At 70.7% G+C, this 14,783-nt stretch carries 14 protein-coding genes; 4 read left to right on the plus strand and 10 right to left on the minus strand.

Features of this window, described 5'->3' with window-relative positions:
- Nucleotide 1: 1 nt before the first annotated feature.
- From AC6CCG_RS29775 to AC6CCG_RS29790, 4 genes are all read right to left on the minus strand, one after another.
- On the minus strand, nt 2-1,408 hold the full coding sequence (locus AC6CCG_RS29775; RefSeq protein ID WP_496658426.1) for a peptidoglycan DD-metalloendopeptidase family protein: 1,407 nt from the start codon (nt 1,406-1,408) through the stop codon (nt 2-4).
- 300 nt (nt 1,409-1,708) lie between these two features.
- Nucleotides 1,709-2,623, minus strand: a complete 915-nt coding sequence (ftsX, locus tag AC6CCG_RS29780) for a permease-like cell division protein FtsX (protein WP_496658427.1) — start codon at nt 2,621-2,623, stop codon at nt 1,709-1,711.
- 51 nt (nt 2,624-2,674) lie between these two features.
- Nucleotides 2,675-3,358 (minus strand): cell division ATP-binding protein FtsE, encoded by a 684-nt coding sequence (gene ftsE / locus AC6CCG_RS29785; RefSeq protein ID WP_179748980.1) that lies wholly within the window; start codon nt 3,356-3,358, stop codon nt 2,675-2,677.
- Nucleotides 3,359-3,502: 144 nt separating this feature from the next.
- The gene (locus AC6CCG_RS29790) at nt 3,503-4,273 is read right to left on the minus strand and encodes a phytanoyl-CoA dioxygenase family protein (RefSeq protein ID WP_496658428.1); all 771 of its coding nucleotides are present in this window, start codon (nt 4,271-4,273) and stop codon (nt 3,503-3,505) included.
- A 102-nt stretch (nt 4,274-4,375) separates the two neighbouring features.
- On the opposite strand from AC6CCG_RS29790, the gene AC6CCG_RS29795 reads away from it, so the two are divergent.
- Nucleotides 4,376-5,164 carry a helix-turn-helix transcriptional regulator gene (locus AC6CCG_RS29795; RefSeq protein ID WP_496658429.1) on the plus strand — a complete coding sequence of 263 codons (789 nt, stop codon included), beginning with the start codon at nt 4,376-4,378 and terminating at the stop codon, nt 5,162-5,164.
- Between the two features lie 78 nt (nt 5,165-5,242).
- On the opposite strand, the gene AC6CCG_RS29800 is transcribed toward AC6CCG_RS29795, so the two are convergent.
- Nucleotides 5,243-6,631, minus strand: coding sequence for a serine hydrolase domain-containing protein (locus AC6CCG_RS29800; RefSeq protein WP_496658431.1), 1,389 nt, complete (start codon nt 6,629-6,631; stop codon nt 5,243-5,245).
- A 5-nt stretch (nt 6,632-6,636) separates the two neighbouring features.
- Entirely contained in the window at nt 6,637-7,749 is a 1,113-nt protein-coding gene (gene prfB, locus AC6CCG_RS29805; RefSeq protein ID WP_496658432.1) for a peptide chain release factor 2, read from the minus strand.
- Nucleotides 7,750-7,823: 74 nt separating this feature from the next.
- Between prfB and AC6CCG_RS29810 the strand changes: the two genes are divergently transcribed.
- Nucleotides 7,824-8,762 (plus strand): ROK family protein, encoded by a 939-nt coding sequence (locus AC6CCG_RS29810; protein ID WP_496658433.1) that lies wholly within the window; start codon nt 7,824-7,826, stop codon nt 8,760-8,762.
- A gap of 332 nt (nt 8,763-9,094) precedes the next feature.
- On the opposite strand, the gene AC6CCG_RS29815 is transcribed toward AC6CCG_RS29810, so the two are convergent.
- The 4 genes from AC6CCG_RS29815 to AC6CCG_RS29830 all read right to left on the minus strand — a co-directional run bounded on the left by AC6CCG_RS29815 (nt 9,095) and on the right by AC6CCG_RS29830 (nt 12,784).
- On the minus strand, nt 9,095-9,724 hold the full coding sequence (locus tag AC6CCG_RS29815; protein ID WP_496658434.1) for a hypothetical protein: 630 nt from the start codon (nt 9,722-9,724) through the stop codon (nt 9,095-9,097).
- A 74-nt stretch (nt 9,725-9,798) separates the two neighbouring features.
- Nucleotides 9,799-10,296, minus strand: coding sequence for a DUF3830 family protein (locus tag AC6CCG_RS29820; RefSeq protein ID WP_496658436.1), 498 nt, complete (start codon nt 10,294-10,296; stop codon nt 9,799-9,801).
- Nucleotides 10,296-11,786, minus strand: coding sequence for an amidase (locus AC6CCG_RS29825; protein ID WP_496658437.1), 1,491 nt, complete (start codon nt 11,784-11,786; stop codon nt 10,296-10,298). Before AC6CCG_RS29825 ends, AC6CCG_RS29820 begins: the two co-directional genes overlap by 1 nt.
- Nucleotides 11,783-12,784: a D-2-hydroxyacid dehydrogenase gene (locus AC6CCG_RS29830; RefSeq protein ID WP_496658438.1), complete on the minus strand. Its 1,002-nt coding sequence runs from the start codon at nt 12,782-12,784 to the stop codon at nt 11,783-11,785. The genes AC6CCG_RS29825 and AC6CCG_RS29830 overlap by 4 nt, the downstream gene beginning before the upstream one ends.
- A 64-nt stretch (nt 12,785-12,848) precedes the next feature.
- On the opposite strand from AC6CCG_RS29830, the gene AC6CCG_RS29835 reads away from it, so the two are divergent.
- Together AC6CCG_RS29835 and AC6CCG_RS29840 are read left to right on the plus strand one after the other, a co-directional pair.
- Complete coding sequence (locus tag AC6CCG_RS29835) at nt 12,849-13,595, plus strand: maleate cis-trans isomerase family protein (protein WP_496658439.1); 747 nt, start codon at nt 12,849-12,851, stop codon at nt 13,593-13,595.
- Nucleotides 13,592-14,776, plus strand: a complete 1,185-nt coding sequence (locus AC6CCG_RS29840) for a M24 family metallopeptidase (protein WP_496658440.1) — start codon at nt 13,592-13,594, stop codon at nt 14,774-14,776. Before AC6CCG_RS29835 ends, AC6CCG_RS29840 begins: the two co-directional genes overlap by 4 nt.
- Nucleotides 14,777-14,783 lie beyond the last annotated feature (7 nt).

Raw genomic sequence — 14,783 nt, forward strand, 5'->3', positions numbered from 1 at the left:
CTCAGAACCAGGACATCGGGTTCTTCATGTCACCGTCCAGCCAGACCATCAGGTGCAGGTGGCAGCCGGTCGAGTAGCCGGTGGTGCCGACGTAGCCGATCACCTCGCCCTGGTCCACCCGGTCCCCGACGCCGACCGTGTAGCGGATGGCGTGGTTGTAGGCGGTGGTGACGTAGCGGCCGTCGACCTTGCCGTGGTCGATGATCAACCGGTTGCCGTACCCGGAGTTGTAGTAGCGCTCCTCGACCCGACCCTTGTACGGGGCGCGGATGGCGGTGCCGCAGCCGGCGCCGAAGTCGGTCCCGTCGTGCAGCTTCCAGTAGTGCAGCACCGGGTGGAACCGCATCCCGTACGGCGAGGTGATCGGCGCGTCGACCGGGAAGTCGAAGCCGTGCGAAGCCGACGAGTTGGACGACTTCTTTTTCTTCTTGGGCTTCTTTTTCTTCTTCGGCTCGTCGTCGTCGTTGTTGTTCGAGTCGGAGTTCCGCTCCGAGCGCTCGGCTTCCTCCCGCTCGGCCCGCGCCCTGGCCTCGGCCGCCTTCTTCCGCTTCTCGGCGGCGATCCGGGCGGCCCGTGCGGCGGCGGCCTTGCGGGCGGCTTCGGCCTTCTCGCGGGCGATCCGTTCCGCGATCCGCTTCTCCACGCTCTCCCGCTCGTTGACCTGCTCCTGGTACTGCTGCTTGTCCGCGGCCAGCTGATCGGACGCGGCAGCCTCGGCGGCCTGCTTCGCATCCAGCAGCGAGGCGACCTCGTCGGCCTCCGACTGCGCCTTGGCCTCCAACTCACGCTTCAGCACCAGGTTCGCCGCCGCAGCCTGGCGATTGGCCTGGTCCTGCTTCTCGATATCGGTCTGCTTCGCCCGCGCCGCGTTCAACGCACGCTGGGCCTCGGTCAACTCCAAGATCTGCGCATTCGACGTCTCGATCATCGTGTGCGACCACTGCACCCGGGTCTGCAAGTCCGCCAGCGACGTGCTCTCCACCAACAACGCGATCGGCAACAGATTCGTCTGCTGCTGAACCTGCTGACGCACCACCGCGGTCGCCTGCGCCTCCTTGCGGTCCAACTTCAACTGACCGGCCTCCACCGCAGCCTTCGCCACCTTCAACGCCGCCTGCGACTCCTTCAGCTTCGCCGCCATCCGCTCATCGACCCGCTTGGCCTCCGCCAACTCCGCCTGCGTCCGGGCCAACTTCGCCTGCGCCGCCTCCACCGCAGCCTGCGCCTGCTCCACCGCCGCCACCGCCTGCTGCAACTGCTGGCTGGACTCGTTGAGCTGCTGCTTGGTCTGCTTCAACTGCGCCTCGATCTTGGCCTTCTGGTCATCAAGATCATCAGCGGTCGCCAGACCACCCGGCAACGCCACCACGACAGCGGTCGCCACCACGATCACCAGCCACGCCCGCACACGACGAACCAGCGGCGACCGTGACCGGCAAGGGGGACGACCCCCTGGAACCCCCGCCCCGCTCCGCGAACGGACCGGGACGTGCTCATCACGCCGAGAGGCGACTCGACCGGCGCCGCCCGCAGCGGACACCTGCTTCGGCCGGGCGAAGCGACCATCACTCTTCGGTGCTTCGCTGTCGCCCGGAACGCCCTTGCGGGCGTAGGGAAGATCCGGAACCACAGCTTTCCCCAATCACAGATTTTCGATTTTCGCGCTCAGCCCCGAATCCGAGAGCGTTATTGAGAATGCGAAGTCAGATCACACTCTCAAGTACTTTCTGGTCGTTATCAGCGTGGGAATGATAGACAGAAGCAACCCGACGATCGCAACCCCTCCCATGGCCAGGAGGGTCTGCCGCGACCCAATCCAGGGTAAACCCTCGAGTGAGGGTTGAGCCCGTTGGGTGATGATGAAGTAAACGCCTGTTGCGAGTGTGACGCATGCGAGAGCCGCTCCGATGAGGGCGGACACGATCGCTTCCAACAGGAAGGGCAGAGTGATATAGAGGTTGCTCGCTCCGACCAGGCGCATGATGCCGATTTCCCGGCGCCGCGCGAAAGCCGCCAATCGAATGGTGTTCCCGATCTGCAATGCGGCCGCGACGAGAAGCAGGGCCGACGCCACGATCGCCGTCCATTGCAGCAAATTCAGCCATTGGAAGAACGGCTCGAGAATCTTCCGCATGTCCTGCACGTTGTCGACGCCGGGCAGGCCGATGACGGCGCTGACGACGCCCTCGTAGTGCTCCGGGTTCTTCAGCTTCACCCGGAACGACTCCTGCATGTCCTGCTCCGTCAGCACGGCACCCAGCGGGTTCCCGCGGTACGCCTCCTGGTAGTCGGCGAACGCCTCGGCCTTGGTCTCGAAGTAGACGCCGCCCTCCGCCACCTCGGGGTTGGCCTTCAGCGTCCGCTCGATCTCGTCCTTCTGGGACTGGCTGATGTCCTGCCCCGGCGTACACATCTGACCCCGGGTGTCCTTGGTGCAGAGGAAGATCGAGATCTCGATCTTGTCGTACCAGCGGTCCTTCATCAGGTCGATCTGCTGACTGGCCAGCAGGCCCGAGCCGAACAGCGACAGGGACACCCACATGGTCATGATGACCGCGAGGGTCATCGTCAGATTGCGCCTCAGCCCGTTCAGGGTCTCGGAGACGATGTGGCGGAAACGCATCAATCAACCTCAATCAGGGAACACGACAGGTAACACCGGCAGGAACCGGGCTCAGTATCCGTAGACACCACGGCTCTGATCCCGGACCACGATCCCCTCGTCCAGCTCGATCACGCGCTTGCGCATCTGGTCGACGATGGTGGAGTCGTGGGTGGCCATCAACACCGTCGTATCCGAACGATTGATCCGGTCCAGCAGTTTCATGATCCCGACGCTGGTGGCCGGGTCGAGGTTTCCGGTCGGCTCGTCCGCGATCAGGATCTTCGGCCGGTTCACGAAGGCGCGGGCCACCGCCACCCGCTGCTGCTCGCCGCCGGACAGCTCATCCGGCATCCGGTCGCCCTTGCCGTCCAGGCCGACCAGGTCGAGCACCTCGGGCACGACCCGGCGGATCACCGAGGCGGGTTTGCCGATGACCTGCAGGGCGAACGCGACGTTCTCGTGCACGGTCTTGTTCGGCAGCAGCCGGAAGTCCTGGAAGACGGTGCCGATCTGGCGCCGCATGCTGGGGATCTTCCAGGAGTGCAGCCGGTTCAGTTCCCGGCCGGCGACGAAGACGCGGCCGGTGGTGGGGCGCTGCTCGCGCAGGATCAGCCGGAGGAAGGTGGACTTCCCGGAGCCGGAGGCGCCGACCAGAAAGACGAACTCGCCCTTCTCGATCTCGACGTCGACCTCGTTCAGGGCGGCCCGGCGTTGGTTGTCGTAGACCTTGGAAACACTCTCGAAACGAATCACAGTTTGCGCCTCGGCCGGGCTAGACGATCTGAGCGCGCCGCATTGACGGCACCGGGAACCGGCCGGGGTCGAGTCTAGGTGACCTTTTCGTGATCCAAGACCATTGGGGGCTGCGGGCGAGTCGGCCGCGTCACACTCCGCCGGTCAGGCGCCGGGCAGGGCGACATCGAGCACGTACCGCTGGGCCGGGCTCAGCCGCGCGTACGTGTTCACCCGCAGATAGGCCTGCTGATCCAGCTGCTGAGGCAGGTCCCGACGGCAGAAGTACGCGTGCAGGGCCCGCCGCGGCCGCTCGGTACGGTTCCGTGTCCCGCCGTGCCAGAGATGGCTGTTGAAGATCACCACGGTGCCGGCGGGCGCGAGCAGCAGCGTCTCGTCGGGATGCGGCACGGTCGGGTCGGCCAGCACGTCGCCCGGCATCGCGGCGCTGCGGTGGCTGCCCGGAACGACCCGGGTCGCCCCGTTCTCGGCGGTGAAGTCGTCCAGCAGCCAGATCGAGTTGCAGACCCGGTAGTCGCCGGGCGCCACCGGCTCACCGAAGTCGGCATGCAGACCCTGGTGTCCCTGGCCGGGCAGGGCGGCGCGGGCGTTCAGTGAGGAGAGCCGGAAGTCCCCGATCACGTGCCGCATCCCCGCGAGCACCTTCGGGTGGGAGTAGCAGACGTCGAACAACGGGTCCTTGTTGACCAGGTCGGCCAGGCGGTCGGTGCCCCGCTCCTGGTGCACCTCAAGTCCGGCACGGTCTCCCTCGGCGGCGGTCAGCTCGGCCAGTCGCGCGTTCAGGGCGGCGACCTGGCTCGTGGTCAGCAGCCCGGTCAGCGGCAGGTAGCCGTCCCGGTCCAGCCGGTCCCGCTCGGCCGGGGTCAGGGTGTCGTCGACGACGCCGAGTTCGCGCAGTGCCGTGGGCTGGTCCATCGCCGGTCCTCTCCGTTGCGCCCGCGGTCCGGGGCCTGATGTGCTGGAGGCCGACTCTGCCGCGAGGACGCCGCCGAGGCGATGCAGGAGGCAAGCCGCCCTATGCACGAACCGCCACAGCTGATCGGAGCCGGGGCCCACGTCGCGGCGCCCGGCCAGCACTTCCCGTTGCACGCCCACCGCAGCTGGGAGATCGTCTACTACGTGAGCGGCCGGGCCAGCTGCCCGATCGGTCCGCTGACGTACGACGGCACGCCGGGCACCATCCTGGCGACGCCGCCCGAGACCCCGCACGCGGAGCTGACCGAGGCCGGCTACGCCAACCGGTTCGTCCAGCTCACCGCACCGCCGGACCGTGACTGGCCGCGGGTCAGCTACGACGACGGCGACGGCTCGATCGGCCGGCTCTTCCGGGCCCTCACCCACGAGTTCCTGCGCTCGGCGCCCGAGCGGGACCGGATGCTCGCGCTGCTCGTCGAGCAGCTGGACCTGGAACTCCGCCGGGCCGGGGCGGAGCGGCCGGGCGGGCTGCCGGAGCGGACCGTGGCGGCGGCGGAGCGGCTGATCGAGCAGCGGTACGCCGAGCGGTTGCGGATCGCCGACCTGTGCGCCGAGCTGGCCTGCTCCCCGTCGGCGTTGCGGGCCTACTTCGGGCGGCTGTGCGGGACCAGCCCGAGGGCGTACCTGCGCGCGGTCCGGCTCCGGCACGTCCTCGGCTACCTGCGCAACTCGACGCTGACCCTGCAGACGATCGCCGAACTCTGCGGCTACGACTCGGTCAGCCACCTGAGCCGGCACGTCCGGGAGGCCACCGGTTCCGCCCCCGGAGCGCTGCGCCGGGATTCCGCCGCAGCAGATCGCCCGGCTGACGTCACCGAATGGACACTGTGACCGGCAGATCGGCCGGGATCGAGGTCAAAGTGTCCGCTCGGCGAAGGAACCCTGCCGCGGCTGGGCTGGGGACGTTGGTCAGGGCGCCGGGTGGTTGATCCGGGAGCCGGCGTAGAGGTAGCGGTCGTCGCCGGCGGGCCGGCCCGGAGCGCGTTGCTCCTCGGTGAAGCGGCCGACCCGGAACGGGGTCGGCGAGAGCTGGCCGTCGGCCCGGCCGGCCCAGAGGCCGTCCCGGACCGGGGTCAGCGCATAGTCGGTGCGCTCCGGCTCGCCGCCGAGTTCGAGGTCCTCCTCGACCACGGCCCGGAAGATGTCAGCGTTGCCGACGAGCTCGATCCGCTCCCCCGCCCGCGCGTACCAGCCGAGCCAGGACTCCAGCGGCTCGGCGTCGCCGGTCGTCGCGAGCGAGCCCGGCGGCACCGCGATGCCGTACCCGGCGAGGGCGGAGCGGCGCAGTTCGAACCAGAGGTTCGCCGCGCCGGCGCCGTTGACCAGCAGGCAGAGCGCGCGGCGCAGGCCCGGCAGCACCAGCAGATAGGCGGACTGGCCGACGGTCAGCCCGTTGTGCCCGAACACGAGCTCGCCCTGCCAGCGACCGACCATCCAGCCGAGTCCCTGATGTCCCTCGATCTGCAGGCCGGGCGGGTTGGCACCGTGATCGGCCAGCATCGCCGCGGCGGCGTCCGACGGCAGCAGTCGGCCGCCGTCGCGGACCAGTTCGGCGGCGACGGTCAGCACCTCGGTCGCGGTGGAGTTGATCCCGCCGGCCGGCCCGATCGACCGCGGCAGCGCCCAGTAACTGACCGGAGTGCTCGACCGGCCCGGGCCGCCGGTGTGGCCGACGGCCGCCGAGTGCAGGATCGCCTCCTCGGCCAGCGTCGAGGTGCGGGCCAGTCCGAGCGGCTCGATCAGCAGGTCCCGCAGCACCAGCCGCCACGGCTTGCCGTACAGGATCTCGAGCAGTCGGCCGGCCACCACCCAGCCCGCGTTCGAGTACGAATACAGGGCGCCGGGCCGGAACATCTGGGCGACCCCGCCGAGCCCGGCGACGTAGCGTTCCAGGCAGTCGTCGCCGCGCCCGGTGTCGGTGAACAGGTCGCCGTCGATCCCGGACCGGTGGGTCAGCAGGTGCCCGACGGTGATCAGCTTCGAGGCCTCGGCGTCGGAGCTGAGCGGGACGCCGGCACCGAGGAGCTCGGCGGCCGGCTGGTCCAGCGCGGTGCGACCGTCGGCGATGGCGCGGGCCATCAGGATCGCCGTGTACGGCTTCGTGATCGACCCGATCTGGAACACGGTGTCGGGCAGCACCGGCTGACCGGTGGCCGTGTTCACCACGCCGTAGGTCTCGACCCGGACCCGGTCGGAGGCCGGATCGGCGCCGATCTCGAGTTCGCCGAACACGGCACCCGGCACTCCGTGCCGCTCGGCCAGTTCCTGGAACCCGGCCGCCCCGTCAGCCTCGGTCACAGCGGTCAGTTCGCGACCGCAGAGGTCCGGCGCCAGCGGATGCCCGACTCGATGAACCCGTCGATGTCCCCGTCGAACACGGCGTCCGGGTTGGACACCTCGTAGTTGGTGCGCAGGTCCTTGACCATCTGGAACGGGTTCAGCACGTACGACCGCATCTGGGCGCCCCAGCTCTTGCCGCCGTCGCCGCGCAGTGCGTTCATCTCCGCCTCCCGCTCCTGCCGAGCCCGCTCCAGCAGCCGGGCCTGGAGCACCCGGAGGGCGGCCGCCTTGTTCTGCAACTGCGACTTCTCGTTCTGACAGGAGACGACGATGTTGGTCGGCAGGTGGGTGATCCGGACCGCGGAGTCGGTGGTGTTGACGCTCTGGCCACCGGGACCGGAGGACCGGAAGACGTCGATCCGCAGGTCGGCCTCGGGGATGTCGATGTGGTCGGTCTCCTCGGTGACCGGCAGCACCTCGACCCCGGCGAACGACGTCTGCCGACGGCCCTGGTTGTCGAACGGCGAGATCCGGACCAGCCGGTGGGTGCCCTGCTCCACCGACAGCGTCCCGTACGCGAACGGGGCCTTGACCGTGAACGTCGCGGACTTGATGCCCGCCTCCTCCGCGTACGACGTGTCGTAGACCTCCGTCGCGTACGCGTGCCGCTCGGCCCATCGCAGATACATCCGGAGCAGCATCGCGGCGAAGTCCGCGGCGTCCGTGCCGCCGGCCTCGGACCGGATGGTGACCAGCGCCTCGCGCTCGTCGTACTCACCGGACAGCAGGGTGCGGACCTCGAGCGCGTCGATCTCGGTCCGCAGCGAGGCCAGCTCGGACTCGGCCTCGCTCAGGCTCGCCGCGTCGCTCTCCTCCTCGGCCAGCTCGACCAGCACGCCGAGGTCGTCCAGCCGGGACCGCAGCCGGGTCAGCCGCTCCAGCTCGGACTGCAGCAGCGACAGCCGCGACGTCACCCGCTGCGCGTTGGCCTGGTCGTCCCAGAGGTCCGGCCGGGCCACCTCGATCTCGAGTTCGGCGACCTCGGCACGCTTCGACTCCGGGTCGAGGACGGCCTCGATCGAATCGAGGGCTTTGCCCAGTTCGGCCAGGTCGGCGGGAAAATCTGCTACTGCCACAACCGATCACTCTACTGAATGGCGCCGACAGTCATCCCCTATGCTCTGCGCCGGACGAATCTGGGGAGGCTCCGATGACGGAACAGGTGCTGGCGATCGACGTCGGCGGGACGAAGATCGCGGCTGCGCTGGTCGACGACCAGGGCCGGATCGGCCGGCAGACGGTACAGCCGACGGCGGAGTCCGCCGACCCCGACGAGGTGTTCGCCGGCCTCGAGGCCGCGGTACGCGAGCTGGTCGGCCCCGAGGTCTCCACCGGCGCGCCGCTGCGGGTCGGGATCGGCTCGGCGGGCCCGATCGACGAGCCGGCCGGGACCGTGTCCCCGGTCAACATCGGCGCCTGGCGCGGCTTCCCGATCGTGTCCCGGACCCGGGCCGTGATCAAGGAGGTCACCGGCATCGAGCCGCTGGTCGGGCTGGCCGGCGACGGGCACTGCTTCGCGCTCGGCGAGCACTGGCTCGGCGCCGGCCGCGACCTGGATTCGATCATCGGCGTGGTGGTGTCGACCGGCGTCGGCGGCGGCGCCGTGCTGCGGGACCGGCTGGTCGGCGGGCTGACCGGCAACGCGGTCCATCTGGGCCACATCACCGTCGACGCCTGGGGCGGCCGCTGCGTCTGCGGCGGCTACGGCTGCGTCGAGCTCTATGCCCGCGGCCCCGGCATGGTGGCCGCCGCCCGGCAGGCCGGCTGGACCGGTGGCGAAGACGCCAAGGCGCTCACCGAGTCGGCCCGGGCCGGCGACCCGACCGCGATCAGCGTCATCGACCGCGGCATGCGCGCCCTGGCCGCCGGACTGGCGACCACCGCGACCGAGCTGGACATTCCGACCGTCGTCCTCGGCGGCGGCGTGGCCAAGGCCGGCGAGGTGATCTTCGAACCGCTGCGCCGGCATCTGCGCGACTTCGCCGTGCTGCCGTACGTGACCGGGCTGGAGGTCCGCCCCGCCGTCCTGGACAACGCCGGCCTGCTCGGCGCCGCCGCCCTGGCCTTCACCCTCCAATCCCACCGCTGACCGGTCACCAAAGCAGCGGTTCTGGCGGCGTGTCGCCGCACTGTTGACCGGTCGATCGGGTCTGGGGGGTAGCGGTCACTGCCGTGACGGCATCGAGTGCGGGGCATCCTGCGGCCGGGTACGGGAGCCGGCTCGTCGGCAGCCGCTCGCTGACCGCGATTCGCTCGAGGGATCGACGCCCGCCAGGACAAGCGGGGTCCGATCCACCGATGTCGTGATTTCTCTTCGCAGCGGGTGGTCCAACGTGAGAACCGGCCCGGAGCGCCCCGTCAGCAGAGAGATCGCGACACGCAGCGGGCGGACGACGGAGCCCGAGTCCGGTGCCGGAGAACTCAGGTCGCGGCTTGGTCGGCAACCCGGCCGAGCCGGTGATCGCCGGGCTCACCGTTCGGTTGATGCCCGCCCTCGTCGCCTGGTCCTTCCGCAGCCTCCGACGCGGTCTCACCTGTCGGGTCGGTCTCGCCCGTCGGCACGGTCTGGTCCTCGGTGCCGGGCTGGTACTCGGGGGCGGGCTCGAACTCCGCCTCCGGCCCGGTGTCGGCCGTCTCCACGTCCTCCTCGTACTCCGGCTCGCCGAGTTCCTCGATCCGGACGAACCTCTCCTCGCCGGTCACCCGCCTGCCCGGCCAGTCACTGATCCAGATCAGGACGAAGGCGGCCAGCGACGCCACCAGCGCGATGACCGGGCCCAGGACGAACAGCCAGACCACGACGAGCCCGGCCACGACCAGGGCGGCGACCGCGATCGCGCGGTTCCGGGTCAGCTTGCCGTGCCAGCCGCGCCAGGCGCAGTACGCGACCCACGGGATCATGGTGAGTCCCACGACGACCCAGGCGAACAGCGCCAGCCGGCCCTCGAAGTTGCCGGCCACCAGCCGGATCATGCCGATCAGGGTGAGCGCGCCGACGCCCAGGCCGAGAGCCAGGCGCAGGTACGGGTGCGGGGTGCCGTTGGTCGCCATCGGTCTTCACCTTACGGCTCGACGGACCGCTCGGCAGCCACCCGGCCGCGACGGACCCTCGGCGGGCCGCGATCTCAGGCGCGGGCGAAGGTCAGCGTCTCGCCGCGCGCGCCGCCCATCCAGACGTCCTGACAGGCCGCGGCCAGCTCGGGCAGACCCTCGACGACGGTGCCGAAGACGTTGCCCGGCACCCAGCCCTGGTCGCCGTTGATCAAGAGGTTGTTCCGCCCGTAGAACACGGCAAGATCAATGATCTTGGACAGCTCGCCGGGACCGGAGCCGGCCTCGTAGCCGTACGCCGGGTTTCCAAGATCATCGGCATCGAAGGCGAAGTAGCAGAGATCGCCCGGGATCGGGGTGACCGTCGTGTTCTCCTTGCCTGGTTCGGTTTTCGCGAAGGCGGGGACCAGGTTGTAGATCTCGTTCCGGGCGTACTTGCCGTGGTGCACCGGCCCGGACAGCGGCAGCGCATCCCAGACCGCGGCGGCCGTCCGCGGCGCCTCGTCGTCGAGCAGGGCGGCCTTGCAGGAGACGCCGCGGGCCTCCAGGGTCACGGTGATGAAGCGGGTCATCAGGTTCCTTTCGACTCGAGCAGGACGGGCCACTGGCCGGCCCAGTCGGTGGCACGTTCGTAGGCCCGGCCGGCGCGGAGCACCAGGGCGTCGGCGTGCCGCGGTCCGACGACCTGCAGGCCGACCGGCCGGCCGTCCCGGGTGAACCCGCAGGGCACACTGAGCGCCGGCTGTTGGGTCAGATTGAACGGGTACGTGTACGGGGTCCAGCTGGTCCAGGCGTCGCTCCCCCAGCCCTCCGGCGCGTCCCGGCCGAGCTCGAACGCCGGGATCGGCAGGGTCGGCGTGACCAGCAGGTCGTAGCGCTGGTGGAACCGGCCCAGCTCTGACCCGAGCCGCATCCGGACCGCGGTCGCGTCCAGGTAGTCCGAGGCGGTCAGCCCGGTCCCGTACTCGACACCGCGGCGCAGCCCCGGGTCGATCCGGTCCAGCGCCTCCGGTCCGTACCCCTCGACCACCTTCGCCGCCCCGGCGAACCAGAGCACCGAGAACGCCGCCACCGGGTCGTCGAAGCCCGGATCGGCCTCGGTCACCTCCGCGCCCAGCCCGGCCAGCACCTCGGCCGCCGCCCGGACCAGGGCGTCCACCTCGGGATCGTTCTCGACCTGGCCCAGGTTCGCCGAGTAGGCGATCCGCAGGCCGGCGACGCCGTCCTCCAACCCTTCCAGGTACGACCGCTCCGGCGACGGCAGCGCGGACCAGTCCCGCGGGTCCGGCCGGGCGATCAGGTCGAGCAGCGCGGCCGCGTCGGCGACGGTCCGCGTGATCGGACCGGCGTGGGACAGGGTGCCGAACGGGCTCGGCGGGTAGATCGGCACCAGCCCGTACGTGGGCTTCAGTCCGACCGTGCCGGTGAACGAGGCCGGGATCCGGACCGAGCCGCCGCCGTCGGTGCCGATCGACCAGGGCCCGAGGCCGAGCCGGACGGCCGCGGCCGCACCGCCGCTGGACCCGCCGGCCGTCCGGTACGGCTGCCAGGGGTTGCCGGTGGCGCCGAAGGTCGGCGAGTCGGTCACGCCCTTCCAGCCGAACTCGGGCGTCGTGGTCTTGCCGAGCAGCACCGCTCCGGCCTCCCGCAGCCGGGCCACCGGCGGCGCGTCCTCGGTCCACGGGCCGGCCGGGTCGATCAGCGCCGTGCCGCGCCGGGTCGGCCAGCCGTCGGTGAGGAACATGTCCTTGATCGACACCGGTACGCCGTCGCCCGGTCCGAACGGCCGGCCCTCGGCGTAGCGCCGGGCCGACCGTTCCGCGTCGGCCAGCGCCCGCTCGGCGTCGACCAGCACGAAGGCGTTGACCTTCCGGTCGTACGCCTCGATGGCGGCCAGCACGTCCCGGGTCGCCTCGAAGGGCGTGAACGCGCCGGAGCGGTAGCCGGCGACCAGGTCGGCCGCGGTCAGCGCGGTCAGGTCGTTGGGCGGCGTCGTCGTGGTCCGGGGCAGCCGGCGCGGCGGAGCGGCACCCGCTTCGGAGACCCGCGGAACCTCGTTCATCGTGCCTCCACCGGTGCCTGGCCGGTCACGTAGCCGAGCCGTTTGTCGACGATGTTGATCAAGGGTTCGCCGTCCAGCCAGCGCAGCGCGTTGTCGGCGAACTGCCGCGCCAGCGCGTCCCGCCAGCCGACCACGTCGCCGGACAGGTGCGGCGAGATGATCACTCCGGGCGTGGTCCAGAGCGGGTCGTCGGTCGCCAGCGGTTCGGCCGGGAACACGTCGAGCGCGGCACCGGCCAGCCGACCCTCGGTCAGCGCCGCGATCAAGGCTTCATGATCAACCAGCGGCCCGCGGCCGACGTTGATCAACTGCGCGGTCGGCTTGAGCGCGGCGAGCACGTCGGCGTTGATCAGGTTCCGGGTCTGGTCGGTGAGCGGCGCGGCGACGACCAGGTGATCGGCCCGGCCCGCCTGGGACACCAGGTCGGCGGACGCGACGACGCTGCCGAAGTCGGGATCCTCGGCGCGGGCGGTGCGGCCCACTCCCCGTACCTCGAAACCGACGGCGCGGAGCAGCCGCGCCGTGGTCCGGCCGATCGGCCCGGTCCCGATGATCATGACCGTGCGTCCGGCGGCCAGCAGCGTCTCCCGGTGCTGCCAGGTCCGGGCCTGCTGTTGCGCCCGGGTCAGGTGGACGCCCTTGAGTTGATCAAGGATCGAGGTGAGCACGAACTCGGCGATCGGCCGGTCGAACACGCCGCGCGCGTTGGTCACCAGGACCGGCGCCTGGACCAACGCGTCGAACAGCAGCGAGTCCACCCCGGCGGCCGCGACGTGGATCCAGTCCAGCCCGGCGGCCGCGGGCCAGGTGTCGGCGACCGCGGTGGAGAAGAAGTCCCAGAGCAGCAGGGCCCGGCTGTCCGGCAGCGCGGCGGCCAGGCCGGCCGCGTCGACGTAGCGCAGCGCGGCCCGTTCCGCGACCGGTTCCAGCCCGCCGGGACGAGACCCGTCCGGCCCGCAGAGCACCGTGATCACGGGCAGGGTCCGGGCGGGGCTCACTCACAGACCCTAAGAACGGCGCCGAAGGATTGTCAACAATCTGACCCGAAGGCATCATGACTTCATGACACAGCCCGCGGCCGGTGGGCTTCCGGAGGGACCACCGGTACGCACCAGGATCGGACTGATCGCACCCTTCGATCTCGCGCTCGACGACGAGCTCGCCCGGTGGGTCCCCGAGGGGATCAGCCTGCACACCGCGCGGACGCCGCGGTTGCCCGGCCCGGTCGACCTGCACCTGGTCGAGCGACTCAACGACCATGATCAGATCCTGGCCTGCATCGGCGAGCTGAGCGCCATCGAGCCCGCCGCGTACGCCTACGCCTGCACGGCCGCCAGCTTCGTCGACGGGGTCACCGGTGAGCATGCGCTGGCCGAGGCGATCCGGCTGGCCGCCGGGGTGCCCGCAGTGACCACCTCCGGTGCGCTGCTGGCGGCGCTCACCGCCCTCGAGGTCCGGTCGGTCGCGGTCGCGGCACCGTACGACATCATGATCACCGAACGGCTGGTCCGGTTCCTCGCCGAGGCGGCGATCACGGTGACCGGGTACGGCTCGCTCGGCCTCACCGCACGGATCTGGGAGGTGCCGTACCGGACGACTGCCGAGCTGATCCGCCGGCTGCCGGGCTCCGGCGCCGAGGCCGTCCTGCTCGCCTGCACGAACCTGAGCAGCTACGACCTGATCGCGCCGCTCGAGGCCGAGCTCGGGATGCCGGTGGTCAGTGCGAACCAGGCCACCGTCTGGGCCGCGCTGCGGCTGGTCGGCCGCCGAGCCGTGGGACCCGGTCAGGCCCTGGTCGAGCGCACATGATCAAACCGATCGACGACGCGGAGTACACGGAACGGCTGTGCCGCGTCCACACCGCCATGGCGGAACGATCATGGTCGGCCCTGGTCGTCGCGGACCCCGCCAACCTCTACTACCTGACCGGGTACGACGCCTGGTCGTTCTACATGCCGCAGTGCTTGATCATCCCGGCCGACGGCGCGCCGCGGCTGTTCCTGCGCGCGATGGACGCCAACGGCGCGGCCGCGACGGCCCGGCTGCCGGCCGACCGGATCGAGGGCTACCCCGAGTCGCTGGTGCACCGGCCGGACGTGCACCCGTACGACTGGATCGCCGACCGGGCCCGGGCCCAGGGCCTGCTGCCGACCGACCCGGACGCGCTGATCGCGGTCGAGGCCGACGCACATTTCTATTCGGTACGGGCTCACCAGGCGCTCGCCGAACGGGTCGGCCGGGCCCGACTGGTGGACAGCGGCGAGCTCGTCAACTGGGTCCGGTTGATCAAGTCCGAGGCCGAACTGGACCGGCTCCGGGTCGCCGGCCGGCTGGCCGAGGAGGCGATGCGGGTCGCCCTGGCCGCGGTGGCGCCGGGCCGCCGGCAGTGCGACGTGGCCGCCGAGATCGTCGCCGCACAGACCCGCGGCACCGATGATCATGGCGGCGACTACCCGGCCATCGTGCCGTTGCTGCCGAGCGGCGACAGCGCCGGAACTCCGCACCTGACCTGGTCCGAGCGCCGGTTCTGCGCGGGCGAGGCAACCACGATCGAGTTGGCCGGGACATATCAGCGCTATCACGCGCCGCTGGCCCGGACCGTCATGATCGGCGAGCCGCCGGCCCGGTTGGCCGGTGCCGCGGCGGTGATCCGGGACGGGATGGCGGCCGCGCTGGAGGCCATGGTGCCGGGCCGGCCGGTCCGCGCGGCGCACACGGCGTTCCAGCAGGTGATCGCGGCACACGGCCTGACGAAGGATTCGCGGATCGGCTATTCGATCGGAGTCGGCTATCCTCCCGACTGGGGCGAGCGGACGATCAGCCTGCGGGGCGAGGAAGCACGCGCCTTCGGTACCGGCATGGCCTTCCACGTGATTCTCGGGCTCTGGCTGGACGGCTGGGGGTACGAGCTGTCCGAGCCGGTGATCATCTCCGATGGTGGAGCCGAACCGCTCTGCCGGTTGCCGCGCGAACTGGAGGTGACGAGATAGACAGCCG

The organism is Microlunatus sp. YIM B11417, assembly GCF_059617205.1.

Excerpts from the sequence above, each read along its gene's own strand:
- ftsX (WP_496658427.1), bottom strand. The coding sequence starts at position 2,623 with ATGCGTTTCCGCCACATCGTCTCCGAGACCCTGAACGGGCTGAGGCGC.
- AC6CCG_RS29790 (WP_496658428.1), bottom strand. The coding sequence starts at position 4,273 with ATGGACCAGCCCACGGCACTGCGCGAACTCGGCGTCGTCGACGACACC.
- AC6CCG_RS29795 (WP_496658429.1), top strand. The coding sequence starts at position 4,376 with ATGCACGAACCGCCACAGCTGATCGGAGCCGGGGCCCACGTCGCGGCG.
- AC6CCG_RS29810 (WP_496658433.1), top strand. The coding sequence starts at position 7,824 with ATGACGGAACAGGTGCTGGCGATCGACGTCGGCGGGACGAAGATCGCG.
- AC6CCG_RS29815 (WP_496658434.1), bottom strand. The coding sequence starts at position 9,724 with ATGGCGACCAACGGCACCCCGCACCCGTACCTGCGCCTGGCTCTCGGC.
- AC6CCG_RS29820 (WP_496658436.1), bottom strand. The coding sequence starts at position 10,296 with ATGACCCGCTTCATCACCGTGACCCTGGAGGCCCGCGGCGTCTCCTGC.
- AC6CCG_RS29825 (WP_496658437.1), bottom strand. The coding sequence starts at position 11,786 with ATGAACGAGGTTCCGCGGGTCTCCGAAGCGGGTGCCGCTCCGCCGCGC.
- AC6CCG_RS29835 (WP_496658439.1), top strand. The coding sequence starts at position 12,849 with ATGACACAGCCCGCGGCCGGTGGGCTTCCGGAGGGACCACCGGTACGC.
- AC6CCG_RS29840 (WP_496658440.1), top strand. The coding sequence starts at position 13,592 with ATGATCAAACCGATCGACGACGCGGAGTACACGGAACGGCTGTGCCGC.